Source organism: Bradyrhizobium sp. 191 (assembly GCF_023100985.1).
Classification (GTDB): domain Bacteria; phylum Pseudomonadota; class Alphaproteobacteria; order Rhizobiales; family Xanthobacteraceae; genus Bradyrhizobium; species Bradyrhizobium diversitatis.
Genome location: NZ_CP064692.1, coordinates 6506110 through 6532252 on the forward strand (window position 1 = coordinate 6506110; position 26143 = coordinate 6532252).

General features: G+C 65.8%; 20 protein-coding genes. 11 read left to right on the plus strand and 9 right to left on the minus strand.

The features are described 5' to 3' along the window. Positions 1-2: 2 nt before the first annotated feature. The 3 genes from IVB23_RS30455 (at position 3) to tarD (ending at position 2057) form a co-directional block, all read left to right on the plus strand. Complete coding sequence (locus IVB23_RS30455; protein ID WP_061879436.1) at positions 3-479, plus strand: glutathione peroxidase; 477 nt, start codon at positions 3-5, stop codon at positions 477-479. A gap of 11 nt (positions 480-490) precedes the next feature. Then, positions 491-733: a DUF3297 family protein gene (locus tag IVB23_RS30460; RefSeq protein ID WP_029674077.1), complete on the plus strand. Its 243-nt coding sequence runs from the start codon at positions 491-493 to the stop codon at positions 731-733. 154 nt (positions 734-887) lie between these two features. After that, a complete protein-coding gene (gene tarD, locus IVB23_RS30465) occupies positions 888-2057 on the plus strand; it encodes a D(-)-tartrate dehydratase (RefSeq protein WP_247801056.1) in 1170 nt (389 codons plus the stop codon). A 462-nt stretch (positions 2058-2519) separates the two neighbouring features. Here the strand turns inward: tarD and IVB23_RS30470 are convergent, their stop codons facing one another. Continuing rightward, positions 2520-3872 carry a malonyl-CoA decarboxylase gene (locus tag IVB23_RS30470; RefSeq protein ID WP_247801057.1) on the minus strand — a complete coding sequence of 451 codons (1353 nt, stop codon included), beginning with the start codon at positions 3870-3872 and terminating at the stop codon, positions 2520-2522. Between the two features lie 333 nt (positions 3873-4205). Further along, entirely contained in the window at positions 4206-5045 is an 840-nt protein-coding gene (locus IVB23_RS30475; RefSeq protein WP_197968814.1) for a helix-turn-helix transcriptional regulator, read from the minus strand. A gap of 51 nt (positions 5046-5096) precedes the next feature. Between IVB23_RS30475 and IVB23_RS30480 the strand changes: the two genes are divergently transcribed. Continuing rightward, positions 5097-6269, plus strand: coding sequence for an MFS transporter (locus IVB23_RS30480; RefSeq protein ID WP_247801058.1), 1173 nt, complete (start codon positions 5097-5099; stop codon positions 6267-6269). A gap of 398 nt (positions 6270-6667) precedes the next feature. Next, positions 6668-8935: a cation:proton antiporter gene (locus IVB23_RS30485; protein ID WP_197968812.1), complete on the plus strand. Its 2268-nt coding sequence runs from the start codon at positions 6668-6670 to the stop codon at positions 8933-8935. A 120-nt stretch (positions 8936-9055) separates the two neighbouring features. Here the strand turns inward: IVB23_RS30485 and IVB23_RS30490 are convergent, their stop codons facing one another. From IVB23_RS30490 to IVB23_RS30515, 6 genes are all read right to left on the minus strand, one after another. Continuing rightward, complete coding sequence (locus IVB23_RS30490) at positions 9056-12211, minus strand: multidrug efflux RND transporter permease subunit (RefSeq protein WP_247801059.1); 3156 nt, start codon at positions 12209-12211, stop codon at positions 9056-9058. Positions 12212-12224: 13 nt separating this feature from the next. Then, the gene (locus tag IVB23_RS30495) at positions 12225-13418 is read right to left on the minus strand and encodes an efflux RND transporter periplasmic adaptor subunit (RefSeq protein WP_247801060.1); all 1194 of its coding nucleotides are present in this window, start codon (positions 13416-13418) and stop codon (positions 12225-12227) included. Positions 13419-13693: 275 nt separating this feature from the next. Then, positions 13694-14689: an NAD-dependent epimerase/dehydratase family protein gene (locus tag IVB23_RS30500; RefSeq protein WP_247801061.1), complete on the minus strand. Its 996-nt coding sequence runs from the start codon at positions 14687-14689 to the stop codon at positions 13694-13696. Between the two features lie 69 nt (positions 14690-14758). Further along, entirely contained in the window at positions 14759-15829 is a 1071-nt protein-coding gene (locus IVB23_RS30505) for a hypothetical protein (protein ID WP_247801062.1), read from the minus strand. A 99-nt stretch (positions 15830-15928) separates the two neighbouring features. Then, the gene (locus IVB23_RS30510; RefSeq protein ID WP_247801063.1) at positions 15929-17422 is read right to left on the minus strand and encodes an NAD(P)/FAD-dependent oxidoreductase; all 1494 of its coding nucleotides are present in this window, start codon (positions 17420-17422) and stop codon (positions 15929-15931) included. Positions 17423-17606: 184 nt separating this feature from the next. After that, positions 17607-18056 (minus strand): cupin domain-containing protein, encoded by a 450-nt coding sequence (locus IVB23_RS30515; RefSeq protein ID WP_061027189.1) that lies wholly within the window; start codon positions 18054-18056, stop codon positions 17607-17609. Positions 18057-18243: 187 nt separating this feature from the next. Between IVB23_RS30515 and IVB23_RS30520 the strand changes: the two genes are divergently transcribed. Beyond that, the gene (locus IVB23_RS30520) at positions 18244-19269 is read left to right on the plus strand and encodes an AraC family transcriptional regulator (protein ID WP_247801064.1); all 1026 of its coding nucleotides are present in this window, start codon (positions 18244-18246) and stop codon (positions 19267-19269) included. Positions 19270-19277: 8 nt separating this feature from the next. On the opposite strand, the gene IVB23_RS30525 is transcribed toward IVB23_RS30520, so the two are convergent. Then, positions 19278-19922 carry a cupin domain-containing protein gene (locus IVB23_RS30525; protein WP_247801065.1) on the minus strand — a complete coding sequence of 215 codons (645 nt, stop codon included), beginning with the start codon at positions 19920-19922 and terminating at the stop codon, positions 19278-19280. 218 nt (positions 19923-20140) lie between these two features. On the opposite strand from IVB23_RS30525, the gene IVB23_RS30530 reads away from it, so the two are divergent. The 5 genes from IVB23_RS30530 to IVB23_RS30550 all read left to right on the plus strand — a co-directional run bounded on the left by IVB23_RS30530 (position 20141) and on the right by IVB23_RS30550 (position 26017). Further along, positions 20141-21832: a peptide ABC transporter substrate-binding protein gene (locus IVB23_RS30530; RefSeq protein WP_247801066.1), complete on the plus strand. Its 1692-nt coding sequence runs from the start codon at positions 20141-20143 to the stop codon at positions 21830-21832. A gap of 27 nt (positions 21833-21859) precedes the next feature. Further along, the gene (locus tag IVB23_RS30535; protein WP_247801067.1) at positions 21860-22810 is read left to right on the plus strand and encodes an ABC transporter permease; all 951 of its coding nucleotides are present in this window, start codon (positions 21860-21862) and stop codon (positions 22808-22810) included. 2 nt (positions 22811-22812) lie between these two features. Continuing rightward, positions 22813-23688: an ABC transporter permease gene (locus tag IVB23_RS30540; protein WP_247801068.1), complete on the plus strand. Its 876-nt coding sequence runs from the start codon at positions 22813-22815 to the stop codon at positions 23686-23688. 66 nt (positions 23689-23754) lie between these two features. Further along, complete coding sequence (locus IVB23_RS30545) at positions 23755-25083, plus strand: FAD-binding oxidoreductase (protein ID WP_247801069.1); 1329 nt, start codon at positions 23755-23757, stop codon at positions 25081-25083. 7 nt (positions 25084-25090) lie between these two features. Next, positions 25091-26017 carry a glyoxylate/hydroxypyruvate reductase A gene (locus tag IVB23_RS30550; RefSeq protein ID WP_247801070.1) on the plus strand — a complete coding sequence of 309 codons (927 nt, stop codon included), beginning with the start codon at positions 25091-25093 and terminating at the stop codon, positions 26015-26017. The last annotated feature ends 126 nt before the right edge of the window (positions 26018-26143 follow it).

Sequence of the window (26143 nt, forward strand, 5' to 3'; positions counted from 1 at the left end):
CAATGACCGCCATCTACGACTTCAAGGCCAACTCGCTTGCCGGCGAGGAGGTACCGATGAGGCGTTTCGAGGGACAGGTGCTGCTGATCGTCAACACCGCGAGCAAATGCGGCTTCACGCCGCAATATCGCGGCCTCGAGGATCTCTACCGCGATCTCTCGCCGCGCGGCTTCTCCGTGCTCGGCTTTCCCTGCAACCAGTTCGGGGCGCAGGAGCCGGGGCGCGCGAGCGAGATCCAGGAGTTCTGCTCGACCAATTACGACGTCACCTTCCCGCTGTTTGCGAAGATCGACGTCAACGGGCCGAAGGCGCATCCTCTCTATGACTACCTGAAACGTCAGCAATCCGGCCTTCTCGGCGCCTCCATCAAATGGAATTTCACCAAATTCCTGGTGGACCGTGCCGGCAAGGTGGTCGCGCGCTACGCGCCGACCGCACGGCCCGAAGGATTGCGGCAGCAAATCGAGACCCTGTTGTGAGCGAGACAATCATGAGCGACGAATTTCCCGACCGCCTCTCGGTCGACCCGAACAGCCCCTATTACAACGCGGACATTCTGGCGCGCGACGTCGGCATCCGCTTCAAGGGCATCGAGAAGACCAATGTCGAGGAGTACTGCATCAGCGAAGGCTGGGTCCGCGTGACCGCCGGCAACGCCAAGGATCGCCACGGCAACCCGCTGACCATCAAGGTGCACGGACCCGTGGAGCCGTATTTCAGGGATAAGAAGTAGCTATCGCGCGTCGGGCGCACCACACCCTCCGTCGTCATGCCTAGGCTTGACCCGGGCATCCACGTCTTCGAACTTGCTCCGTGGCAAAGACGTGGATGGCCGGGTCAAGCCCGGCCATGACGAGTGGAGGGAGCTAGCCAGGAAGAGAGAACCCATGTCCGTCCGCATCGTCGACGTCCGCGAGATCACCAAACCGATCTCGTCCCCGATCCGCAACGCCTATATCGACTTCACGAAGATGACGACCAGCCTCGTCGCCGTCGTCACCGACGTGGTCCGCGACGGCAAGCGCGTCGTCGGCTACGGCTTCAACTCGAACGGTCGCTACGGGCAGGGCGGCCTGATCCGCGAGCGGTTCGCCGCGCGCATCCTCGAAGCCGATCCGAAGTCGCTGCTGGATGCCGCCGGCGACAATCTCGACCCCGACAAGGTCTGGGGCGCGATGATGACCAACGAGAAGCCGGGCGGCCATGGCGAGCGCTCCGTCGCAGTCGGCACCATCGACATGGCGGTGTGGGATGCGGTGGCGAAGATCGCCGGCAAGCCGCTGTTTCGCCTGCTCGCCGAACGTCACGGCCTGACTGCCAATCCGCGCGTCTTCGTGTATGCCGCCGGCGGCTACTACTATCCCGGCAAGGGCCTGTCGATGCTGCGCGGCGAGATGCGCGGCTATCTAGATCGCGGCTACAACGTCGTGAAGATGAAGATCGGTGGCGCTCCGATCGAGGAAGACCGTAAGCGCATCGAGGCCGTGCTGGAAGAGATCGGCAAGGACGCGCAGCTCGCCGTCGATGCCAACGGCCGCTTCGACCTGGAGACGGCGATTGCCTACGCCAAGATGCTGCGGGACTATCCGCTGTTCTGGTACGAGGAGGCCGGCGATCCCCTCGACTACGCGCTGCAGGCCGCGCTCGCCGAATTCTATCCAGGCCCGATGGCGACAGGCGAAAACCTGTTCAGCCACCAGGACGCCCGCAATCTCATCCGCTACGGCGGCATGCGACCCGACCGCGACTGGCTGCAATTCGATTGCGCGCTGTCCTATGGCCTGTGCGAATACCAGCGCACGCTCGAGGTGCTGAAGACCCACGGCTGGTCGCCCAGCCGCTGCATCCCCCATGGCGGCCACCAGATGTCGCTCAACATCGCAGCCGGCCTCGGTCTCGGCGGCAACGAAAGCTATCCCGACCTGTTCCAGCCCTATGGCGGCTTCCCGGACGGCGTCCGCGTCGAGAACGGCCACATCACCATGCCGGAGCTGCCAGGCATCGGCTTCGAAGGCAAGTCCGATCTCTACAAGGAGATGAAGGCGCTGGCGGAGTAGGGGGCGGACGGCCGCGCCGCACGCTCGCTGTCGTCCCGGACAAGCGCGCTCCAAGCGCGCGCCGATCCGGGACCCATAACCCCAGGCAGACGTCGTTTCGCGAAGCTGACAACTCAGGGTCCTCGTAACCACGTTCTCTTGTGGCTATGGGTCCCGGATCTGCGCTTCGCTCTCGACAACGCTACGCGTTGTCGGAGAGCTACGCTTGTCCGGGACGACGACCGAGTGTCGAGCTACGGCCGCGCCATACACTCGCTGTCGTCCCGGACAAGCGCGCTCCAAGCGCGCGCCGATCCGGGACCCATAACCCCAGGCAGACGTCGTTTCGCGAAGCTGACAACTCCGAGTCCTCGTAACCACGTTCTCTTGTGGCTATGGGTCCCGGATCTGCGCTTCGCTCTCGACAACGCTACGCGTTGCCGGAGAGCTACGCTTGTCCGGGACGACGACCGAGCGAGTCCCCTACGACAACCGCATATCCAGCAGCCGTCGTCCCTCGCTCTTCAGCAGCTTCTTCACGGCGCTCGACGCGACCACCTCGCCGTCATTGGCGTAGGCCTCGTGGTTCTTCTCGATGTCGTCGAGGCGGTAGAGGTAGTTGACCATGATGCCTGCCGACTCGCGCAGGCCCTTCGGCGAGAGGTCTCCGAGCCAGTTGATGCGCTCGAGCCTCGCGCCGTTGCCGAGATGGAAGCGCGCGACGGAATCGATCAGCCGGCCCTTCGGCGTGCGTGCCTTGAGGAAGTAGTGCGCCGCGAGCGGCTCCAGCACGCTGCGCAGCAGCGCCGCCGTCTCGGGGCTCTCGAACCATTTGGGCTCGTCGAGACGCTTCAGCAGCTCGCGGTCCTCGTCCGACAGAGGCAGGTCCTTGTCCTGCTTCACCCAAGCCATGAAGCCGGGCACCGGCGACAGCGTCACGAAGGTGTCGAGCTTCGGCAGTTCGCGGCGCAGCTCTTCCACCACCTGCTTGATCAGGAAGCTGCCGAAGGAGATGCCGCCGAGGCCGCGCTGGGTATTTGAGATCGAATAGAACACGGCGGTGCGCGCGCGCTCGATCGGCAGATGCTGGCGGTCGACCGCAAGCAAGGGCGCGATCGCGCCCGGCATCGTCTCGGTCAGCGCCACCTCGACGAAGATCAGGGGCTCGTCGACCATCGCGGGATGGAAGAAGGCGTAGCAGCGGCGGTCGACCGGATCGATGCGGCGGCGCAGATCGTCCCAGTCGCTGATCTCGTGCACGGCTTCGTAGCGGATGATCTTTTCGAGGATGTTGGCCGGGGTCGACCAGTCGATCCTGCGCAGCACGAGAAACCCCCTGTTGAACCACGAAGAGAGAAGGTGCGAGACGTCGCGGTCGAGCGCGGCGAGATCGGTGTGCCCGTTCATCATGCCGAGCAAATCGGCGCGCATGTTGACGAGCTCGCCGGTGCCGCCCGGCGCGCGGTTGAGGCGGCGGATCAGCTCCTGCCGCCGCGGCTCCGAGGCGAAGTGCAACGAGCTCGCATCCTCGTCGCTCGGCTTCGCGCGCCATTGCTCGATCGCCTTGGACAGGCGCTCCCGATCGGGGCCGAAATCGCGCACCAGTCCCTCGAAGAAGGCGCGGCGTCCTGCCGCATCCAACTCCCGGTAGATGTCGAGCACCTCACGCGCTATCGCGGTGCCGGAGGCTTCGCCCCGGCCCGACAGCAACGCATCGCAAAGCTCGATCAGCCCATCGGCATCCCGCTTGGCATCGGCGGAGTCCCCGCGGCGAAGCAGCGTGCGGCCGCGCTCGGAGATGGTGGCGAGCAGGTCGGAGAAGAAGGCATTGGCCATCTGGACGTTTCAATTCCGGTTTGTGCGTTGCGGAAGTTTACACAAGATTTGGGCGGAAGCCGATCACAATCAAGCGGGGGAAATTGGCAACTTCAGTTGGGCGGTGCGTTTCGAGAATGCCGACATGTCCCGCGAAGGCGGTGCGCGCTGGGCGTCCAAGCCTGCACGTCGTCAGGCCGGGCTTGTCCCGGCCATCCACGCCTTGCCACGCAGTACAAAGAACGTGGATGCCCGGGCCTTCGCCTCGCCGAAGCGGCTTCGGCCGCGCAGGCGGGACGAGCCCGGGCATGACGGCCCTTGCGTTCATTGTGCTAGCGCTATCCAGAGTGTTCCTCACCCCTTCCCCGCAAATTCCGTCGGCGTGCGCCCCGTCACCTGACGGAACGCGGCCGAGAATGCCGGCACGCTGGCATAGCCGAGCTGAGTGGCGAGCTGCTTCACCGAGACGCTCGCATCCGTCGACAGGCGCTGGATCGCGGAGGCGATGCGGGCGCGCTGGCACCAGCTCTTGAAGCTCAGCTGCGTCTCGCTCGAGAACAACCGCGACAGCGTGCGGGCGGAGGTTCCGACCTCGCGCGCCAGCGTGTCGATGTCGTGCAGGCCGGTGGGGTCGTCGAGCACGATCATGGCGGCGCGGCGGCAGCGCGGCTCGCGCGGCAGTGGCAGGAAGGTGGCGGAATCCTCGGCCTGGTGCAATTCCAGCATCACCAGGCGCACCAGCAGCTCGGTCCGCGCCTCCGTATTGCGGGCATCGAACAGCGCCAGGATCGCCTGGTGCAGCAGTGGCGACACCCGCACCACGAATTCCCTGGTCAGGCCCTCGTAGCGCTGCTCGCGCTTCAGCCAGGGCAGGTCGAAATACAGCGTGCGCATCTCGATGTCGGCGAGGACGTCGATGGCGTGCTCGAGCTGGGCCGGAACCCAGACCGCGCGGTCCGGCGGCACCAGCCAGCGTCCCGCGGGCGTGGTCACCTGCATCGTGCCCTTCGCGGCATAGACCAGCTGCGCCTCGCGGTGCATGTGCGGATCGAGCCGCAGGCCTTTGGGATAGTCGCGTGCGACCAGGTGCACGCCCGCGGGCGAGCGGTGGTTGCCCCGGACCTCCCGCAGGATTGGCGTTTCCAAGCTTGGCGTTTCCAAGATTGGCCTTTCCAAGACAGTCATTGGCTGCATCCCATCATGGCTCCGACATATAACCGATTTTGGAGCAGGAGAGGATTCGGAATGAACAGCCCCAGCCGGGTGATCGGTTTCGTCAACGCAGGCCATTTCATCGACCATTATTCGATGCTGATCTTCGCCGCCGCCGTCATTATCATGGGGCCGGCGCTCGGCATGGCCTATTCGGAACTGCTGCCTTACGCGACGCCGGGCTTCGTCGCCTTTGGCGCAGGCTCGCTGCTGACCGGCTGGCTCGGCGACCGCTGGAGCCGCCGCCACATGATGCTGATCTTCTTCGTCGGCATCGGCGCCTCCATGATCGCTGTCGGCTTCGTGCAGACGCCCGTGCAACTCGGCGCCGCGCTGCTCGCCATCGGCATCTTCGCCTCGATCTATCATCCCGTCGGCACCGCCATGATCGTGTCCTATGCCGACCGGCTCGGCCGCGAGATGGGTATCAACGGCGTCTGGGGCAACCTCGGCGTTGCCTCCTCGGCGCTGGTCACCGGCGTGGTCGGCCAGTATCTCGGCTGGCGTTTTGCGTTCATCGTTCCCGGTGTCGTCACGATCCTGATCGGCATTGCGTTTGCAATGACGGTCGTGCACGAGGACCGCAAGGGCTCGAAGCAGGCGGCGGCGCAGGCCCGCGTCGCCAGGCAGGACATGTGGCGCGTGATCCTGGCGCTGCTGATCGTGGTGATCGCGATCTCCACGACCTTCAACGCCGTCACCGTCGCGCTGCCGAAACTGTTCGCCGAGCGGCTCGCGGACCTGACCAGCAGCCCGGCGCTGCTCGGAATCATCGCCGCCTGCGTCTACGTGTTCGGCGCGATGACCCAGTACACGATCGGCCGGCTGCTCGACCGCTACTCGCTGAAGACGGTGGCGTTGCCGCTGTCCTTCATGCTGGCGCCGTTCCTCTATCTGGCCGCCAGCCTGAGCAATCTGCCGCTGATCATCGTCTCGATCGGCATCGTCATGGGCGCGTTCGGACAGGTCACGGTGAACGACGCCATGGTCGGCAAGTACACCACCGAGGAGTGGCGCTCGCGCGCCTATGCGGTGCGCTATTTCGTCGGCTTCACCGCGGCCGGCGCCTCCGTCGGCCTGGTCGCCTGGCTCTACGAGCAGGGCGGCTTCGTCACCATGCTGCACGCCTTCGCCGCCCTCTGCCTGCTCGCGATCGCGGCCGCGATCATCCTGCCGCGCGAGATCCGGACGCCGCAGCCGGCATAGGATTGTTGAAAGGCGGGCAACTGTCTCCACATCGTCATTCCGGGGGGCGCGCAAGCGCGAACCCGGAATCCATCGGGCGGCAGAGATTGTGGACAAATGGATTCCGGGTTCGTCGCTGCGCGACGCCCCGGAATGACGATAGAGAGATGCGCTCCCACGGCGGGGATGACGGGGCTCATCATGCCATTCTGCCAGTGTTTTGCCCGACGGAGCAAGGCGTTTCGGCAAGGCCGAAATTTTCCCGAGCAATTTCAACCCCATCCCTACTGTGCATGGGGTTGTTTTCGCACTTTTCGTTTTTGACCCCGCCGCGCGCGCGGCGGAACCCGCGCCGCCTTCCGCGGGTTCTGTCCCTGTGGCGCCCCCACCGGGGCGGATGAAGGGGGAAAGACACCTGCATGCCATGGCGCCTGCTCCGACCGGTTGTTCTCGTCCCCGCGGCGCTTGTCCTCACCACCATTGCGGCCAGTGCCGAAGCGGGCAAATCGGCCGGTCCGTCGGAATTCCTCCTGATCGTGCAGATCGTGCTGCTGATCGCGGTCGGCCGCGGGCTCGGCGAGGTCATGCAGCGGATCGGTCAGCCCTCGGTGATCGGCGAACTGCTCGCCGGCATCATCCTGGGGCCCTCGCTGTTCGGCTGGATCTGGCCGGAGGCGCAAACCGCGATCTTCCCGAAGACGCCCGAGCAGAAGGCGATGATCGACGGCATCGCGCAAGTCGGCATCCTGCTGCTGCTGTTGCTCACCGGCATGGAAACCGACCTCAAGCTGGTCCGGAAGGTCGGCAGGGCCGCGATCGCGATCTCGATCGCCGGCATCGTCGTGCCCTTCGCCTGTGGCTTTGCGCTGGGTGAATTCCTGCCGGACGCGCTGCTGCCCAATCCGCAGGAGCGCCTCGTGGCCTCGCTGTTCATGGGCACCGCACTGTCGATCTCCTCGGTGAAGATCGTCGCCGTGGTGGTGCGCGAGATGAACTTCATGCGCCGCAATGTCGGGCAGATCATCGTCGCGACCGCCGTCATCGACGACACCATCGGCTGGATCATCATCGCGGTCATCTTCAGCCTGGCCTCGCACGGCACGCTCGATCTCGCCTCGGTGGCAAAAGCCGTACTGGGCACGCTTGCCTTCCTCGCGGTAAGCTTCACCATCGGCCGCCGCCTGGTGTTCCTGCTGATCCGCTGGGCCAACGACAATCTCGTCAGCGCGGCGGCCGTCATCACGGTGATCCTGCTGTTGATGAGCGTCATGGCGTTGATCACCCATCTGATCGGCGTCCACACCGTGTTAGGCGCCTTCGTCGCCGGCATCCTGGTCGGCGAGTCCCCGATCCTGACGCGGCAGATCGACGAGCGCCTGCGCGGACTGATCTCGAGCTTCTTCATGCCGGTGTTTTTCGGCCTCGCCGGCCTCAGCGCCGATCTCTCGGTGCTGCGCGATCCCAACCTCCTGATGCTCACCGGCCTGCTGGTGGTGATCGCCAGCGTCGGCAAGTTCGGGGGCGCCTTTGTCGGCGGCACCGCGGGCGGCTTGAGCTATCGGGAGTCGCTGGCGCTCGCCAGCGGCATGAACGCGCGCGGGTCGACCGAGGTCATCATCGCCACCATCGGCCTCTCCATCGGCGTGCTCAGCCAGAACCTGTTCACGATGATCGTGACCATGGCGATCGTGACCACGATGGCGATGCCGCCGATGCTGCGCGCGGCGCTGGCGAGGCTCCCGATGAACGAGGAGGAGAGGGAGCGGCTGGAGCGCGAGGAATTCGAGAAGCGCGGCTTCGTCGCCAATCTCGAGCGCCCCTTGCTGGCGGTGGACGAAAGCGTCAACGCCGGCTTCGCCGCCTACATCGCGGGCCTGATCGCCGGCATGCGCGGCCTGCCGATCACCGTGCTGCATATCGGCGAGCGCGCCAAGGAACAGGGGAAGGGACGCGGCGAGGAGGAAAGCCACGAAGCCGTGGTGAAGAAGGCCGCCGAGACGGTGTCCGTCAAGGGTGATGGAGACACCGGCAACGTCGATGTCGTCACCCGTGCGAGGCAGGCAGAGCTCGGCGCGACCATCGCCGACGAAGCGCGCAAGGGCTTCGATCTTCTGGTCGTCGGCATCGACAGGGTGACCGCGACCAAGGACCGCTTCGACCGGAGGATCGACGACATCGCCGCGGCGTTCGAAGGACCGCTCGCGATCGTCGCGGCCAAGGGCAAGCACCTGAAGCAGCCGATGCCCGACGCGCTCAACATCCTCGTTCCCGTTTCGGGCAGTGGCGTCTCCAAACGCGGGGCCGAGGTGGCGGTGGCGCTGGCGCAGGCCGGATCGGGCTCGCTCCGCGTGATCTATGTGGCGACGACGCGCGACAAGGGCGCGCAGCGCGGGGCCTCCCGCGGCCTGAGCCAGGAGACGGGCATCCTCAAGGACACCAGCGATCTCGCCGCCCGCTACGACGTCGACATCACCACCACGCTGCGGGTGAACCGGGCGCCGGAGGCGGCGATCCTCCGCGAGATCGACACCACCGACGTCGATCTCGTCGTCATGGGCGTCGACCGCATCCAGGCCGACCACCTCTCCTTTGGCGGCGTTGCCGACGCCGTGCTCCGGCAGTCGAAGGTGTCGGTGCTCCTGGTGTCGAGCGGCGAGGCCCGGCAGGCGCCGGCGGAGAGGGCTTGAAATCTCTCTCCGCCGTCATTGCGAGGAGCGAAGCGACGAAGCAATCCAGACTCTCACCGCGGAAAGATTCTGGATTGCTTCGCTGCGCTCGCAATGACGATCGTGATCGATAGCGGTCGCCTACTTCACCTCCGCCACCGGCTGCGCCTTCGGTACCTTCTTCGACGCCCGCCAGTTCTCGAAGCGCTGCACCACCACGAAGAAGGCCGGCACGAACAGCACCGCGAGGCAGGTCGAGGCCAGCATTCCCGAGAACACGGTGATGCCGATCGACTTGCGCGCGCTGGCGCCGGCGCCGGTCGCGAGCACCAGCGGCACCACGCCGAGGATGAACGCGAAGGAAGTCATCAGGATCGGGCGGAAGCGGGCGCGCGCGGCTTCGATGGCGGACTCCATGATCGGCTTGCCCTCGCGGCCGTGCAGCTCGAGCCCGACCTCGACGATCAGGATGGCGTTCTTGGCCGACAATGCGATCAGCAGGATGAGGCCGATCTGGCAATAGAGGTTGTTGTCGATCTTGAGCGCGGAGAGGACCAGCATCGGCCCGAGCAGTGACAGCGGCACCGCGAGAATCACCGAGATCGGCGCGTACCAGCTCTCGTACTGTCCGGCCAGCACGAGGTAGACCAGCAGCATGGCGAGGCCGAACACCCAGTAGATCTGGTTCGAGACCGCCTTCTCCTGATACGACATCGCGGTCCATTCGAAGCCGGTGCCCGGCGGCAGAGTCTTGTCGGCGACCTCCTCCATCAGCTTCAGCGACTGGCCCGAGGAGTAGCCCTGCGCCGGCAGGCCGATCACCGTTGCGGACGGGTAGAGGTTGTAGAGGCTGATCAGCGACGGGCCGGTGGCCGGCGTGATCTTGGCGACGGTGCCGATCGGGATCATGTCGCCGTTGGAGTTGCGCACCTGCATGTTGGCGATGTCGCGTTCGGTGACGCGGAACGCCGGATCGGCCTGGGTGTAGACCTGGAACACGCGGCCGAACTTGTTGAACTGGTTGACGTAGGACGAGCCGAGATAGGTCGACAGCGCCGAGAACACCTGGTCCGTGGTGACATGCAGCGTCTGGGTCTTGACGCGGTCGATCTCGACGTTGAACTGCGGCACCGAGGAGCGGAACGAAGACTGCACGCGCTGCAGCGCGCTCTGGCTCTGCGCGTTGGAGACCACGGCCGCGGTGATCGCCTGCAGCTTGGCGAAATCGCTGTTGCCGTCGCGCAGTTCGACCTGCATCGAGAAACCGGCGGCGTTGCCGATGCCCTGGATCGGCGGCGGCGGCAGCACGATGGTGCGCGCCTCCATGATATCAGCGAGCTTGTCGTTGAGCCCGAAGACCAGCGAACGCAGATCCTCGCCGGGGCCTTTGCGCGCATCCCAGTCCTTCAAGATGATGTAGGCAACGCCGGCATTGGCGAGGCTGGCGCTGTTGTCGAGCGCGGAGATGCCGGCGATGGTGATGACCTGCGCCACCCCGGGGGTGTCCTTGATCAACCCGCTGGCTCTGTCGAGCACGGCTTGCGTCCGCTCCAGCGCCGCGCCGTCGGGCAGTTGCACCGCGGCGATCAAATAGCCCTGATCCTCGATCGGCAGGAAGCCGGTCGGTACCCGCGACAGGCCGTAGCCGCTGGCGCCGATCACCAGCAATGCGAACGCGACCGAGACCGTGGCGTGCTTCACAAGAAAGGTGATCAGCCGCGTGTAGCCGCGCTCGACGCGGTCGTAGACCGCGTTGAAGCCGCGGTAGAAAAAATTGCGCTGCTCCGGCGGCACCGCCGGCCGCAGCCACAGCGCGCATTGCGTCGGCTTCAAGGTCGCCGCGTTGATGGCGGAGAGCAGCGCGGTCGCGGCAATCACCAACGCGAATTGCGAATAGATGCGTCCCGTCAGGCCGGCGAGGAACGAGGCCGGCAGGAACACCGAGATCAGCACCAGGGTGATGCCGACGATCGGCGCGAACAGCTGGTCCATCGCCTTGATCGCGGCATCGTGGCCGTTCATGCCCTGCTCGATGTTGTGGGCGGCGCCCTCGACCACGACGATGGCATCGTCGACCACGATGCCGATCGCGAGCACGATCGCGAACAGCGTCGACATGTTGATGGTGAAGCCGAGCGCCGCCATCGCGGCGAAGGCGCCGATGATGGTGACCGGCACGGTGGTTGCCGGCACCAGCATCGCTCGCCAGTCCTGCAGGAACACGAGGATCACGACCAGCACGAGCAGGCCGGCCTCGATCAGCGTCATGTAGACCTCGTGCACCGAGGCCTCGACGAACTTGGTGGTGTCGAACGGCGTGTCGTACTTGATGCCCTCAGGGAATTGCTTGGCGAGCTCGGCCATCTTCTTCTCGACGGCCTGTTCGACCTGAAGCGCGTTGGCGCCGGGCGACTGGAACACGCCGATGCCGACGGCGGGCTGCTTGTTGAGCGAGAAGATCTGGCTGTAGGTCTGCGCGCCCAGTTCGACCCAGCCGACGTCGCGCACGCGGGTGACGTCGCCGCTGCTCCCCGATTTGACGATGATGTTCTCGAACTGGCTGGTGTCCTCGAGCCGTCCGTTGACGTTGAGCGTGTACTGGAATGCCTGGCCCGGTGGCGTCGGCGGCGCGCCGACCTGGCCGGCCGAGACCTGCTGGCTCTGCTGCTGGATCGCCTGGATGACGTCTTGCGGCACCAGGTTCCTGGCCTGCAGCTTGTTCGGATCGAGCCAGACCCGCATCGAATACTGGCCGGCGCCGAACACGGTGACGTTGCCGACGCCGGGCAGGCGCGAGAGCTCGTCGCGGATGTTGATGGTGGCGTAATTGCTCAAGAAGAGACTGTCGTACCGCGCATCCGGCGATGTCAGCGTCACGAACAAGAGGATCGAGGTCGATCGCTTCTGCACCGTGACGCCCTGGTTCTGCACCGCCTGCGGCAGTTGCGACAATGCGCTGGAGACGCGGTTCTGCACCAGCACCTGCGCGAAGTTGAGGTCGGTGCCGATCTTGAACGTCACGGTCAGCGTGTAGGTGCCGTCGGCGCCGCTGTAGGACTGCATGTAGAGCATGTCCTCGACGCCGTTGACCTGCTGCTCGATCGGCAGGGCAACGGTATCGATCACCGTCTTGGCGCTGGCGCCGGGATAGCGCGTCGTGACCTGCACGGTCGGAGGCACCACGTCGGGATACTGCGCGATGGCGAGGTTGAACAGCGCCACGCCGCCGATCAGGATCATCAACAGCGCGATGACGTTCGAGAGGACCGGCCGCTCGATGAAGAATTTCGAGATCATGGCTGGCAGCCCCTCACTTGGCCGAGGCCTGAGACTGGTCGATCTTCGTCGCTTGCGGGTCGATCTTCTGGCCCGGGATGACGCGCAAGAGTCCTGCGATCACGACGCGCTCCTCGGGCTTCAGGCCGCTTTCGATCACGCGCAGGCCGTTGTCGACGGGGCCGATCTGCACCCTGCGCTGCTCGACGATGCTGTCGCCGTTGACCACCAGCAGATAGCGGCCGCCCTGGTCGCTGCCGAGCGCGGTGTCGGGAACGAGCAGGGCGTTCTTCTCCTGGTCGAAGGGCACGCGGACTCGGACGAAATAGCCGGGCAGCAGCACCCGCTTGTCATTGGGAATAAGTCCGCGCACCGCCAGCGTGCCGGTCGACTGGTTGAGCGTCGGCGAGACATAATCGAGATGGCCTGCGTGGGGATAGCCGGTCTCGGTCTGGAGCCCGATCTGGATCGGGAATTGCTTGAGGTCGGCCAGCGTCAGCCCGCGGCGCGCCGCTTCGGCGCGGATGCGCAGCACGTCCTGCTCGTTGACGGTGAAGTTCACGAAGATCGGGTCCATCGCGACGATGGTGGCGAGCTGGGTCGGCGAGGAAACGCCGACGAGCTCGCCGACCGAGACCATATGGGCGCTGACGACACCGTCGAACGGCGCGACGACCCTGGTGTAGCCGTAATTGACTTCGGCGAGCCTGGTGTTGGCTTGGGCCTGCTGCAGATTGGCCTGCGCGTTGTCGCGGTTGGAGGTCGAGGTGTCGAGCGTTGCTTGCGAGACTGCCTGGCGCTGCACCAGCTCGGCTTGCCGCTTGTAGTCGGCCTCCGCCTGCCGCAGCGAGGCCTGCGCGCCGGCCTCGGCCGCCTGCGCCTGCTCGAGCTTGAGCTTGTAGGTCTCCGGCTCGATCGTGAACAGCTGGGTGCCCTGCTTGACGAACGCGCCGTCCTGATAGTCGATCGTTTGCAGAAAGCCCTGCACGCGCGCGACCAGATCGACGCTCTTGATCGGTGCGGTGTTGCCGGTGGCCTCGATGTAGCGCGTCACCGCACGCTGCACCGGCGTCGCGACGTCCACCTTGGGCGGGGGCGGCGCCACGAACGTGTTCTTGTCCTCGCAGCCGGCGAGCACGGCCATGGATGCCGCGATGGCCAGTCCCCGCCCGATATGTCGCCACACTCCATTGCGCCGTGCCGGAGATGCGGGATTCGCTGAGGTCATTCGGTGGTCCCCGATGAGTGTCTGTCGGTGCGGCAGGCTAGCAACAAATGACTGGCCGTGGAACACCATAGCCATGGCAGTCACCGGCCTTGCAGTGCGATCCCAGCCGTGGCCTTTGGCAGGTTTGTCGTCACAGACCGCTTCGCACTGGGTGCACGATCGACCACAATTGCATCAAGGGCGCGACCGCGACCAACGGCACGCTGCGCAAGGCCCACGACAATAGTGGGCCTGACTCATCCATCGGGACGGAATGCTACGTCAGCGCGATGGGGCTAGATCCGGGTCGCAGCCGCCCCTTGCGCATGCCAGGCCGCAAGCACGTCCCGCTCCTCATCGGCGGTAAGCCCGATGACCGGGCCGTTGCTGGCGTTGAGCCAATCAAGCGTGTTGCGCGCGGTGACCGCGACCGGTCGCGCGATCAGTCCGGCCGCGCGGGCCGGCGAGGTGTCGCGTGTCAGGAATCCGGCGAAGTCGGGCAGGGGCAGCCACATCGGCAATGACCGCGGACCTGCCCAGCGCCGCACGTCATGCGCATCCAGAAAGGCGCGATCGACCCAGGTGAAGGTGCATGATGCGTTCAGCGCGGATGCGCACTCGGCCAGGAATTCGCCGCGCGTGCGAATTGGCCCAATCCCATCATAGATTCCGGTGAGGCGAATCTCTGCCGCACGCACGATCCATTGCGCGAGGTCGCGCACGTCGATGAACTGGACGGCGTCCTCCGGCGATCCCGGCGCCAGCACCTCGCCGCCGCGCGCCAGCCGCGCCGGCCAGTAGGTGAACCGTCCGGTCGGGTCTTCCGGCCCGGCGATGAGGCCGGCCCGGCAGATGAAGGCGTCGTTGCCGACCGCTTGTTCGCAGGCGACCTTGGCGGCGCCGTAGATCGCGTCGGTGCTGTGCTCGATCTCCGCTGAACTGGGCTCGCGCAGCGGCGCGGTGTCGGCGCGTTGCCCCGGAATGCGGTTGTCCGCATACACACTGATCGTCGATATGAAGGTCCAATGCACGCCCGGCCGCTTCAGCGCGGCGACCGCGCGGCTGACCTGGCCGGGATGACGCGAGACATCGACCACGGCGTCGAATGTCTCGCCCGCGAGCGGCGCAAGACCGTCGGCGACGTCGCGGTCGATCCGTACGAAGCGCGCGCCCGCGGCAATCGGCCCCGCAAGGCCGCGGGCAGCGCAGGTCACGTCATGGCCGGTCGCGCAAGCATGGCTTGCGATCGCGCGCCCCAGAAACTGGCTGCCGCCGAGAATGAGAACGCGCATGAACCGGGGTCCCGTGTCGCCGATGAGGTCGCGAGACTACAATTTCCACCGGCGGTTGCAACCGATCCATCAGCGCGCTCTGATCTCCGCATATTTCGCCATCGCGCGCTCGAACTTCCGGTTGAACAGCCACATGGCAGCGAGGATCTCGCGGTAGCTCGCGGAGCTGCGCGCCCGGTCGGCCTGTCCGAAGGCAAAGATGCTGTTGTTGCGCAGGTGCTTCATGATCGTGGGGCTGGAGACCCGGTAGTTCAGGAGATCGCCCGATTTCAGCGCAGACCGTGTCGGGGTCGGCACGATCTGGATCAGCTCGAACAGCTTCATCTGGTCGATCGGGTCGGGCAGCGTCTTCACGATTCCAGGGATCTCACGGAAAATATCTGCGTGCGCATTCATCAGCCCGTTGCGCACATTGGTCCAGTGGTTGAAGCGCTGATCGGTGCCGCGGGCGCGCGCCTCCTCCCTGTCGTCGCGCGCAACTAAGCCTGGATCGATCGCAGCGACGTCGCCCTTGATATTCTCCCATTTCCTGCTGCCGTTGCGGTCCTCCGAGGGGCCGGTCTGGAAGCTACCCATATAGGTGTTCGAACGGGCATTGCGGACATTCTGCTTGCCATTGGTCTCTGCAAAGAACAGCCCGAGGCTGATGCGGCCCGCAGTCTCGGCATGCTCAGGCGCCAGCCCCTTGGCGCGCGCGATCGCAACGGCGAGATCGACCACGTCCTTGAAGGGCGTTGGCGAGTTCTGCGCGCTGGCAGGCGGCGCCTCCATGATGTCGAACAGCTTTCCATATTCGTCGACCAGCGGCTCGATGTCGGCATCGAAATAGGCCGGCGGAATCTCGAACTTGTTGGGACGGCCGATCCGCGACGGCATCGCGTCGGTGAGATCCTTGTAGCTGCTGATGACGGCGACGCGCGCGAGGTAGAGCGCCTGTCCCGGCAGGTTCGGCAGCGGCTGCTTCGCTTCGATCTGGCGCCGTCGCTCGGCGAGGATGGATTTGAAATCGCCGAGCGCGCGATCATAGGCCGCAAGCACCTCCGATTGCCTGGCCGTGAGCGCGCCTTGTCCCATGGCAGGCGCCGCGAGAAGCAGGGCAAGCACGGCGACAATCGCGGCGGCGTGACGTCTTGGTTCCATCGCGGGCTCCCGGGTCGGCCGATTCGGCAGCCGGAATCGTAGGCAATGCGGGCTGGTCTGGCGAGCCGCGAGTTCGGGTCGATGCCAACCCGCCAGCCGTCACGCCGTCACCGGGTACTCCGGCGCGGAAGCCAGGAACTTGGCATATTCATTGGCGTCCGGCGGCGAGAAGCGCCCGGCGAGGCCGCCGCGCTTCTGGTTCTTCGCGCCGATGTCCGCCATCAGCTCGTCGAAATGGCGGTAGTGATAGGGGGCGACGCAGAGGCCGCCATAGACGCCCGCGGCCGGCCGCTCGACGCGCTTGAAGTGCAGCATCATCTCGATGTTGTCGCGCATCGCCTGCGCCGTCGGCTGGTTGGCGAGCTGGCCGTCGGCATAGCGCACCAGCCAGTTGGCGGCGAGGTCGGCGCAGAGCACGGTGCAGAACGACGAGTTGAAGCCGACGAAACCGAGCTCAGGCAGATCGGGATTGGCGATCAGGCGATAGAGCCGGTACTGTCCGTCGGCATCGACCAGCTTCTGCCTGTAAGCTTCGGGGAGGAACGGCACGCCGAGCTTGTAGCCGATCGCGAGCACCGCGACGTCGGCACCGACGCGCTCGCCGCCGCTCATCACGATGCTGTCCCCTTCATAATGGTCGAACGTGCCGAACACCGCCTTGATGCGGCCGTCGGCGACCATGGGATAGAAGCCCGGCGTCGCGATCGGCACCGAGCAGTTGACGCCGTCCTCGATCCGCTCGTTCGGCACCATTTTGCATTGCTTCAGCTTGAGCTGGGCCTTCAACAGGCTCTCCAGCCCGCGCCAGTTGGCCCAGACCAGCGGCGCGGCGAGGCGGTGCGCGAGTCGCCCCATCGCGCCGATGCCCCAGCCCGGAAACATCTCCTCCTGCGCGCGGATGTAGAGGATGTGTTTGAAGTTCACGAGGCCGCCGATGAAATAGGGAATGCGCCACACCGGCTCACGCATCACGATCGTGACCTCGCGCGCGTCCGATTTCACCGCGTTCACGGCGATGTCGGTTGCGGACTTCGAGCCGCCGAGCACGACGACGCGGCGTCCCTTCGCCAGCGTCGGATCGCCGTATTTCGACGAGTGCAGGACCTGGCCGCCCTGCGCCAGAAAGCCGTCCTCGCCGGGGCAATGCAGCTCGCGCGGCTCGTTGAACTGCCCGGTGCAGATCGCGACGAAATCGAAATCTTCGCTGGTCGTCGCGCCGTCGCTGTTCTTCAGCGCGAGTGTCCAGCCCGGTCTGCCGCCGGCGCGGCGCGCCATGCCGGTAACCTCGGTGTCGAGCCGCAGCATGCGGTCGAGACCGAAGCTCTTCGCGTAGTCGGCGAGATAGGCATGGACCTGCGGCCCGGTCGGCCACTCCGGATAGGCCTCCGGCATAGCGCGGTCGGTGTAGCGGTAGAGCTCCTTCGGGCTCTGCGTCTGCACGTCAGGATAGGAGCGCGCCGGCTCCCAGACGCCGCCGAGATCCGAGCTGCGCTCGACGATCGTGACGCGGTGGCCGCGGGTGGAGAATGCTTTGGCGGCGGCAAGGCCGGAGACGCCGGCGCCGATCACGCAGACATGTTTTGGGCTGACCATGGGATTGCTCGATGTGTTTGGTGCGCAAGCGGCCACGTTCGGCCGCAAGGCGCGGCCGGCCGAGCTGCAAGCAGATGAAAGTGGACGAGAAGGCGGGTCGCCTTGAGCATGATCCGGAAAAGTGTGTAGCGGTTTTCCGGAAAGATCATGCTCAAACAACAACCTAAAGCGCGATGGTCGCGCTTTAGTCGTTGGCCTCGGGCGGCAGGAAGTCGACCTCGTGCAGCGCCGAGATGCGCACGACCTCGGCAGGGTCGGTCAGATTGTGCAGCTGTTCGAACAGCGCCTCCAGCTTCTGCATCGGCGAGACCCAGAACAGCGCGCGGCACGGCTTGTCGGATTTGTTGAAATAGCCGTGCGGGATGCCGCGCGGCATGCGGACGAGGTCGCCGGCATGTGCCTTGACCCATTGGCCGTCCAGCTTGAGGTCGAGCGTGCCTTCCTGCACCAGGATGAATTCATCCTGGGTCGGGTGGATGTGCACCGGCACGAACTGGCCGGGATCGCTGTTGGTCTCGAAAGCGAAGGTGGAGTCGGTGACGGCCTTGGGGAAATAGACCTGGCCCAGGATATTCCAGCTCTTCCCGCCATAGCCCGTGCCGTTTGCAGTAATGCCCTTTTCGAGTGCAGTCATGCTCACCTCCTCATGGATACCGGCGGGGACGGAGCGTCGACCAGCCAGGGGCCGCTTGTCTATCCGCTAAACGAATCCGGATACGGCTGTTGCCATGCAGCACGGGCGATTTCATGGCGCACCCCTTTTCGCGTCTGATGAACTATTATAGGCTTAAAGCAATCCGTGACGCGAAGCGTGGTCGACGATGTCCGCAGCCGTGCTGGAAACGAACGCGATGGCGCCCGCAGCCGAGCGGCTTGCGGCCTTCGCCCGCGTCACCACGGATGATGTCGACGAGGCGGCCGAGCAGATCGGGCGTATCTTTTGCCCTCACGATCTCAAGCCGGCGCAGACGCGGGCGGACGGCTTCTCCGCCCGGCACAATTGCGCGGATTTCGACGGCTTCTCCATCAACTACGTCGTCTATGGCGGATCGGTCGGCATCGATCCCGGCTGCCTCGAGCGCTTCTTCCTGGTGCAGGTCCCGCTTGCGGGCTCCGCCCGCATTCGTGCCGGCGTCAGCGAGCTCGACGTCGCGCCGGACCGGACGGCGTCGCTGCTGTCGCCGACCGTCCCGACCCGGATGATCTGGGCTGACTGCGCGCAAGCGATCCTGCTGCTCGATCGCCGCCTGGTCGAGCAGCGCGCAGCGGCGCTGTCGGGCAGGGCGACCGGAGTGGTCGAGTTCGATCCCGCAATCGACCTGGAGGCGCCGTCCGGGTGGGCCTTGCAGACCAGCCTCGCCGGGCTGATGACGCTTGCCGAGCGTCTCGGGCCATCGGGAAGGCTTTCGCCGGCCGCGATGGCCGATTGGCGCGAACTGCTACTCGATCATCTCCTCAACAGGCAGCGGCATGGCCTGTCGGATGCGATCCGGACGTTCTCGGGGCAGGCCGAGCGCCTGCCGCGTGCGCTCCGCGCCGCGCGCGACCATCTGGTGGACAATGCCGGCGACCCGCTCGATCTCGAGCAGCTCGCCTGCGTGTCCGGCATCGGCATCCGCGCGCTCCAGCTCGGCTTCCGCCGTCACTTCGGCGTGTCCATTTCGCAGATGCTGCTCGACATGCGACTCGCCGGCCTCCACGCCCGCCTCGCGCAGGCTTCCGCCGGTGTCTCCATCACCGACCTCGCCTTCGATCTCGGCTTCACCCATCTCGGCCGCATGGCCGGCGCTTACCGCGAAAAATTCGGCGAGACGCCATCGGCAACGCTGCGGCGAAGGATGAGCTGAACCATCGGCTAGATCTGTTCTTGCGACTGCGGCCCACGGTCTTCGCGCAGCGTCGTCACCCAGATCACGCGCGCCACCTGCTGGGTCGGGTTGTCGAACATGTGCGGCACAATGCTCGGAAAACGAAAGCTGTCGCCGGCCTCCAGCAGATGAGCCTGGTTGTCGAGCCACAGCCGCAGGCTGCCCGAGAGGATGTAGCCCGCCTTCTCGCCGGTGTGCTGCAGGAAGTCCGTGCCGGAGGAGGCGCCGGGATTGAGCGTGAGCTCGTAGAGCTCGAGCTGGCCTTTGCCTTCCGGGGTCAGTGCTTCCTTGACGACACCGCTGGCGGTGAGACGCAGCAGCCGCCGGTTGGTCTTGCGCACGATGTAGCGCGGCACGTCGGCGGGATCGCTGCTCTCGAAGAAATAGGAGATGGGAACGTCGAGCGCGATGCTGAGCAGGCGCAGCGTGCGGATCGACGGCATGGCGCGCGCGCGTTCGAGCTGGCTGATCATGCCGGTGGACAAGCCGGTCTTGTTGGCGACGTCCTGGATCGAGAGGCCGGCGCGCTGCCGCAGCAGCCGCACGGTTTCACCCAGACGCTGGTCGACCGCGTCATCGGGCTCGGCCGTCGCGAGATCCTTGGGGCCGTTCGTGCCGCCGCGACCGTCCATGTCGCTCTCCCAATGCATCATCTGCCCGCGACCGCACCGGTCGGAGCGTCAGTCAGAGTGAAAAGATTGCGCATACTAGCAATCTGATTGACAGCTGTATTTAGTCGTGATGAAATTTTGGCACAATAATTTAGAAGCACTAAAGCCCACTCCTGTCCCTTTTGCCGGGGTCTCGGGGGCGCGGGAGACGGTGCCGCGTGCGACAACGGAGAGTGGTCATGGCAGGCGACACCGGCAAGCTCGGCGTTGGGGCACTGCATCTCGGCATTCCGAATCGCCGTCAATTCTTCCAGCTCGGTGCGGGAGCCGCGGCGGGGTGGACGCTTTCAGGCAGCGCCTTCGCGCAGACCGAACGTCCCACCAATCCGCCGGACAAGCCGCGCGGACAGGTGATCGCGGCGCTGTCGCAGGAGCCGACCGTCTTTCATCCCTTGATGCCGGGCATCGAGGTCGACCAGGGCGTCTGGTGGCAGGTGTTCTCGCTGCTCTGGTTCATCGATCCCGCCGGCAATTTCGTTCCCGACCTCGCCCGCGAAGTCCCGACCATCGAGAATGGTGGTCTGTCGGCCGACGGCCTGACCTGGAGGATCAAGCTGCGCAACGACGTGAAATGGCATGACGGCACGCCGTTCACGGCCGAGGACGTGAAATTCTCGCTCGAGCTGATCAACGATCCCAATTTCCGCGCGCGCAGCCGCGTCGGCCACAGCCTCGTCAAGGACATCAAGGTCGTCGCACCCGACGAGATCCATTGGCGCATGGAAGCGCCCTATTCGCCCTACATGTCGATCCTGGGATCGCTGACCTTCATCGTGCCGAAGCACATCCTGGAGAAGGTGTCCGATCCGAACGCCTCGCCGTTCCACAACGCGCCGGTCGGCACCGGACCGTTCCGCTGGGGCGAGCGCGTGCCCGGCGACCACATATTGCTCAATGCTCACGCCGGCTATCACGGCAAGGGACCTTACGTCGAACGCGTGGTCTTCAAGTACATTCCCGACCTCACCGTGCTCTACACCCAGTTCCGCACCGGCCAGGTCGATTACACCGGCCTGCAAGGCATCTTGCCGAACTTCGTGCAGGAGGCGAAGACGCTGAAGGGCCGCAAGGTCTTCGTCTCCTCGACCTCCTCGGTGGAGCACATCGCGCCCAATCTGGAGTTCGGTCCCTTCGCCGACCGTGCGGTGCGCGAGGCGCTCTATCTCGCCATCAACAAGCAGGCGATCATCGATGCGCTCTATTACGGCCTGCCGACGCAGACCGAGAGCTTCGTGCCGCAGCAGGCCTGGTCGTTTCAGCAGGGACTGCCGCAGCACAAATACGATCCCGCCAAGGCCAACGCGCTGCTCGATGCGGCAGGATGGATCCGCGGCGCCGGTGGCGTACGCGAGAAGGGCGGCGTCAAGCTCGAATTCACCAATTCGACGACGTCGGGCAATGCGGTGCGCGAGCAGACCCAGCAGCTGCTGATCCAGGACTGGCGCGCGATCGGCGCTGCGATGCGCGTCAACAACATGCCGGCGGCCGTGATCTGGGGCGATTTCTGGCAGCAGTCGAAGTTCAACTCGGTACTGGTCTCCGTCAACTTCATGCTGGGCAGCGACCCCGACGTGACGCCGCGCTTCGGCTCCGGCGCCATTCCCGCCAAGGGCGGCCGCGGCTACAACACCTATCAGTACAAGAATCCCGAAGCCGATCGCCTGCTCGCCGACGGCGCCAGGCAGTTCGATCTCGCCCAGCGCAAGACGACCTATGGCGAACTGCAGAAGCTGATCCGCAACGACGTTGCGATCCTGCCGCTGTTCCAGGGCTTCATCGCCGAAGGCGTGAAGGAAGGGCTGCAAGGCTTTCGTCCCAACATCAACACCTCGATCAACTGCTGGAACATCCGCGAATGGTACTGGGCCTGATGTCTCAGGCACGCTGGATCGCCTGAGATGGCCCGCTACGTCGTCAACCGCCTGGCGCAGGCGATCATGCTGCTGGTGATCGTCTCGGCGATCGGCTTTGCCATCCTGCATCTGGCGCCCGGCGGTCCGCTGTCGCAGTTCGCCGTCTCCGGACAGATGACGCAGGAGGATCTCAACCGCGTCACCAGGCAGCTCGGGCTCGATCGCCCGGTGCCGATCCAATATCTCGACTGGTTCGGCCGCATGGTACGGGGCGACTGGGGGCGCTCCTATCGCGACGGCGAGGCGGTGCTGTCGGTGATTTCCTCGCATCTCGGCGCCACGCTGGAGCTGATGGCGACGGCGACGATCATCGCGGTGCTGCTCGGCTGCTGGATCGGCGTGCTCGGCGCGCTGCGCCGCTATTCGCTGTTCGACACGCTCGTCACCGTCGGTGCCATGATCGCGTTGTCGATCCCGACCTTCTGGTTTGGCCTCGTCACCATTTACGTCTTCTCCGTCAAGCTCGGCTGGCTGCCGGCCGGCAACAGGCAGACCATCGGCGACGGCTCCTTCCTCGACCTGCTGCATCATCTGATCGCGCCGGCAATGGTGCTGGCGCTGGTCGAAACCGCGATGTGGGGCCGCTTCATGCGCTCCTCCATGCTCGAGGTGATCAACCAGGACTACATCCGCACCGCGCGCGCCAAGGGCATGCCGGAATGGCGCATTCTCACGGTGCACGCGCTTCGCAACGCGCTGCTGCCGATGATCACGGTGGCGGGCTTGCAGTTTCCGACGCTGCTCGGCGGCGCGCTGGTCGCCGAGACCGTGTTCACCTGGCCCGGCATGGGCCGGCTGTTCCTCGATTCCATCGGCTATCGCGATTATCCCGTGGTGATGGGCATCCTGATGTTCTCGGCGACCATGGTGCTGATCGGCTCCCTGCTTGCCGACATCCTCTATGCCGTCGTCGATCCGCGCATCCGGGTGGGCTAGCGATGACGGCTGCGACCATCTCCACCGTTCAGCTCGCACCCGGCCAGGCCGCGTGGCGTCGTTTTCGTCGCCACCGGCTCGCGCTCGCGGGCGCGGTGATCATCCTCGTTCTCGTCCTCGGGTCGGCGTTCGGCCCTTATCTGCTGCCGTTCGACGACACCTATATCGACATCATGAAGCGGTTCGCGCCGCCGCTCTCCGGCGCGCATATCCTTGGCACCGACGAGCTCGGCCGCGACGTGCTGGCGCGGCTGATGATGGGCGGTCGCGTCTCGCTCTCGATCGGCATCGTCGCGATGGTGATCGCGATGGCGGTCGGAATTGCCGTCGGCGCCTTCGCCGGCTTCTATGGCGGCGTGGTCGGTGCGGTCCTGATGCGGCTCGTCGATGCCGTGCTGTGCTTTCCGACCATCTTCCTCCTGCTGGCGCTGGCCGCGCTCACCGAGCCCGGCCTCGTCACCACCACCGTGTTGATCGCGGCGACGGCCTGGATGGCCGTCGCTCGCGTGGTCGAGGCCCAGGTGCGGTCGCTGCGGGAGCGCGAGTTCGCGGTCGCTGCGCTCGCCTTCGGCTCGTCGAACCTGCGGATCATGTTCCGCGAGCTCGTGCCCAACGCGATCGCGCCGATCGTGGTGGCGGCGACGCTGAACGTGGCGAAAGCGATCCTGCTCGAATCCTATGTCAGCTATCTCGGCTACGGCATCCAGCCGCCGGCCGCGAGCTGGGGCAACATGCTCAACAACGCGCAGATCTATCTCACCAGCGCGCCCTGGCTCGCGATCGCGCCGGGCGTCGCCATCACGCTCGCGGTGACCAGCTTCAACTTTCTCGGCGACGGCCTGCGCGATGCGCTCGATCCGCGCATGAACATCCCGTGACGCGCAGGAACTCTGACGCAAAGACCTCTGACGCAAAGACCTCGAATTGAACTCCAGGAGTGCCCCATGTCCCCGCCGCTCAACCGTATCAACAGCGACGAACGCTTGCCGCAGCAGGTGGATGTCGTCGTCATCGGCGGCGGCGTCATCGGCGTCTCCGCGGCCTATCATCTCGCGAAGAAGGGCCATTCGGTCGCACTGGTCGAGAAGGGCCATGTCGGCGGCGAGCAGTCGAGCCGCAATTGGGGCTGGTGCCGGCAGCAGGGCCGCGCCCGCGAGGAAATCCCGCTCGCGCGCGAGGCGCTGCTTCTGTGGGAGGACATGCAGAACGATTCGGGCGTCGATGCCGGCTTCCGCCGCACCGGCGTGTTGTTCCTGACCAAGAGCAAGGACGAGCTCGCAAGCTGGGAACGCTGGGCCGCGGTCGCGCGCGAGATGCAGGTGCACTCCACCGTCCTGACGCCGGCGGAGGTCGCCGAGCGCATGCCTGACAATGCCGACACATGGGTCGGCGGCCTGCATACGCCGAGCGACGGCCGCGCCGAGCCGTCGATGGCCGTGCCCGCGCTCGCCACCGCCGCGCGCAAGCACGGCGTCACCATCCATCAGAGCTGCGCCGCGCGCGGGCTGGAGACGATGGGCGGGCGCGTCAGCGCCGTCGTCACCGAGAAGGGCACGATCCGCACGCAAGCCGTGCTGCTGGCGGGCGGCGCGTGGTCGTCGCTGTTCTGCCGCCGCCACGGCATCGAGCTGCCGATCGGCCTCGTCAACGCTACCGCGTGCCGGACCACGCCGGGACCGGAGATCACCTCCGGCGCGCTCGGCACCGATTTCTACTGCATCCGCCGCCGTCTCGACGGCGGCTTCACGCTGGCGCTGCGCAACCGCGGCACGGTCGAGCTGTCGCCGGACCTGTTGCGCTACGCCTGGACCTTCTGGCCGACCTATCAGCATCGCAAGAACGGCCTGAAGCTGTCGTTCGGCAAGTCGTTCTTCGACCAGCTCATGCGCGGCACCAGCTGGAGTTTCGACAAGCCGTCGCCGTTCGAGGCCGAGCGCGTGCGCGATCCCGCGCCCGACATGTCGCTGGTCAATTCGGCGCTGGCGGCGCTGATCAAGTCCAATCCCGAGCTGAAGGACATCGAGATCGCGGAAGCCTGGGGCGGCACCATCGACTGCACGCCGGACACGATTCCGGTGATCTCAGCGGTGGATGCGCTGCCGGGCTTCTTCCTCGCGACCGGCTTCTCCGGCCATGGTTTCGGCATCGGTCCCGCCGCCGGCAAGCTTGCGGCCGACCTCGTGACGGGCGCGACGCCGCTGGTCGATCCGGCCGCCTACAGCCACAAGCGCATGATCGACGGCCGTCGTCTCGCGCCGGTCAGCCCGTTCTGAGGCCGGCATGACGGTTCTCTACAAGGCCAACATGGTGCGCGGTGCCGAGTGGGCGCGCTTCTTCGCGGAGCGCGCGCCCGACGTGCCGTTCCGGCTCTGGCCTGATATCGGCGACCCCGCCGCGGTGCGTTATCTCGTGGCCTGGGTCCCGCCGGATGATATCGCGACGACCTTTCCCAATCTTGAGCTGGTCTTCTCGGTGGGCGCCGGCGTCGATCAGTTCGACACCACGAAAGTCCCAGCGCACATCCCGCTGGTCCGCATGCTGGAGCCCGGCATCGCCGAGACCATGGTCGAATACGTCACCATGGCCGTGCTCGGCCTGCACCGCGATCTCCTCGATTTCATCGGTCAGCAGAAGCAGCAGGTCTGGCGCGAGATCCGGATCACGCCGGCCAGGCGCCGGCGGGTCGGCGTGATGGGGCTCGGCCAACTCGGCCAGGCGGTGCTGGAACGACTCAAGATGTTCGGCTTTCCGCTTCTTGGGTGGAATCGTTCGCCGCGCGAGATCGAAGGCGTCATCTGCTATGCGGGGGCCGATGCCTTGCCAGAATTTCTGGCGCAGGCCGACATTCTCGTCTGCCTGCTGCCGCTGACGGATCAGACGCGCGGCATTCTCAATGCCGAGCTGTTCGCGCGCCTGCCGCGCGGGGCAGGGCTCGTCAATGTCGGACGCGGCCCGCATCTCGTCGAGGCTGACTTCCTTGCGGCGCTCGACAGCGGCGCGTTGTCCGGTGCGGTGCTCGACGTCACCGATCCCGAGCCGCTGCCTGCGGGACATCCGTTCTGGAGCCATCCGCGCATCCTGCTGACGCCGCACAATGCCAGCATGACGACGCCGGATACGGCGGTCGATTTCGTGCTCGACGTCATCGCTCGGCATCGCCGCGGCGAGGAGCTGCCGGGGCTCGTCGATCGCAGTCGTGGTTACTGAGGGCGCGATAGTGATGGGAATATCGGTGCAGCCACGGGCGCAGTTTACCTCTCCCGCTTGCGGGAGAGGTCGGCGCGTAGCGCCGGGTGAGGGTTCTCTCCTCTTGGGGGTTCTCGATTGTGGAGA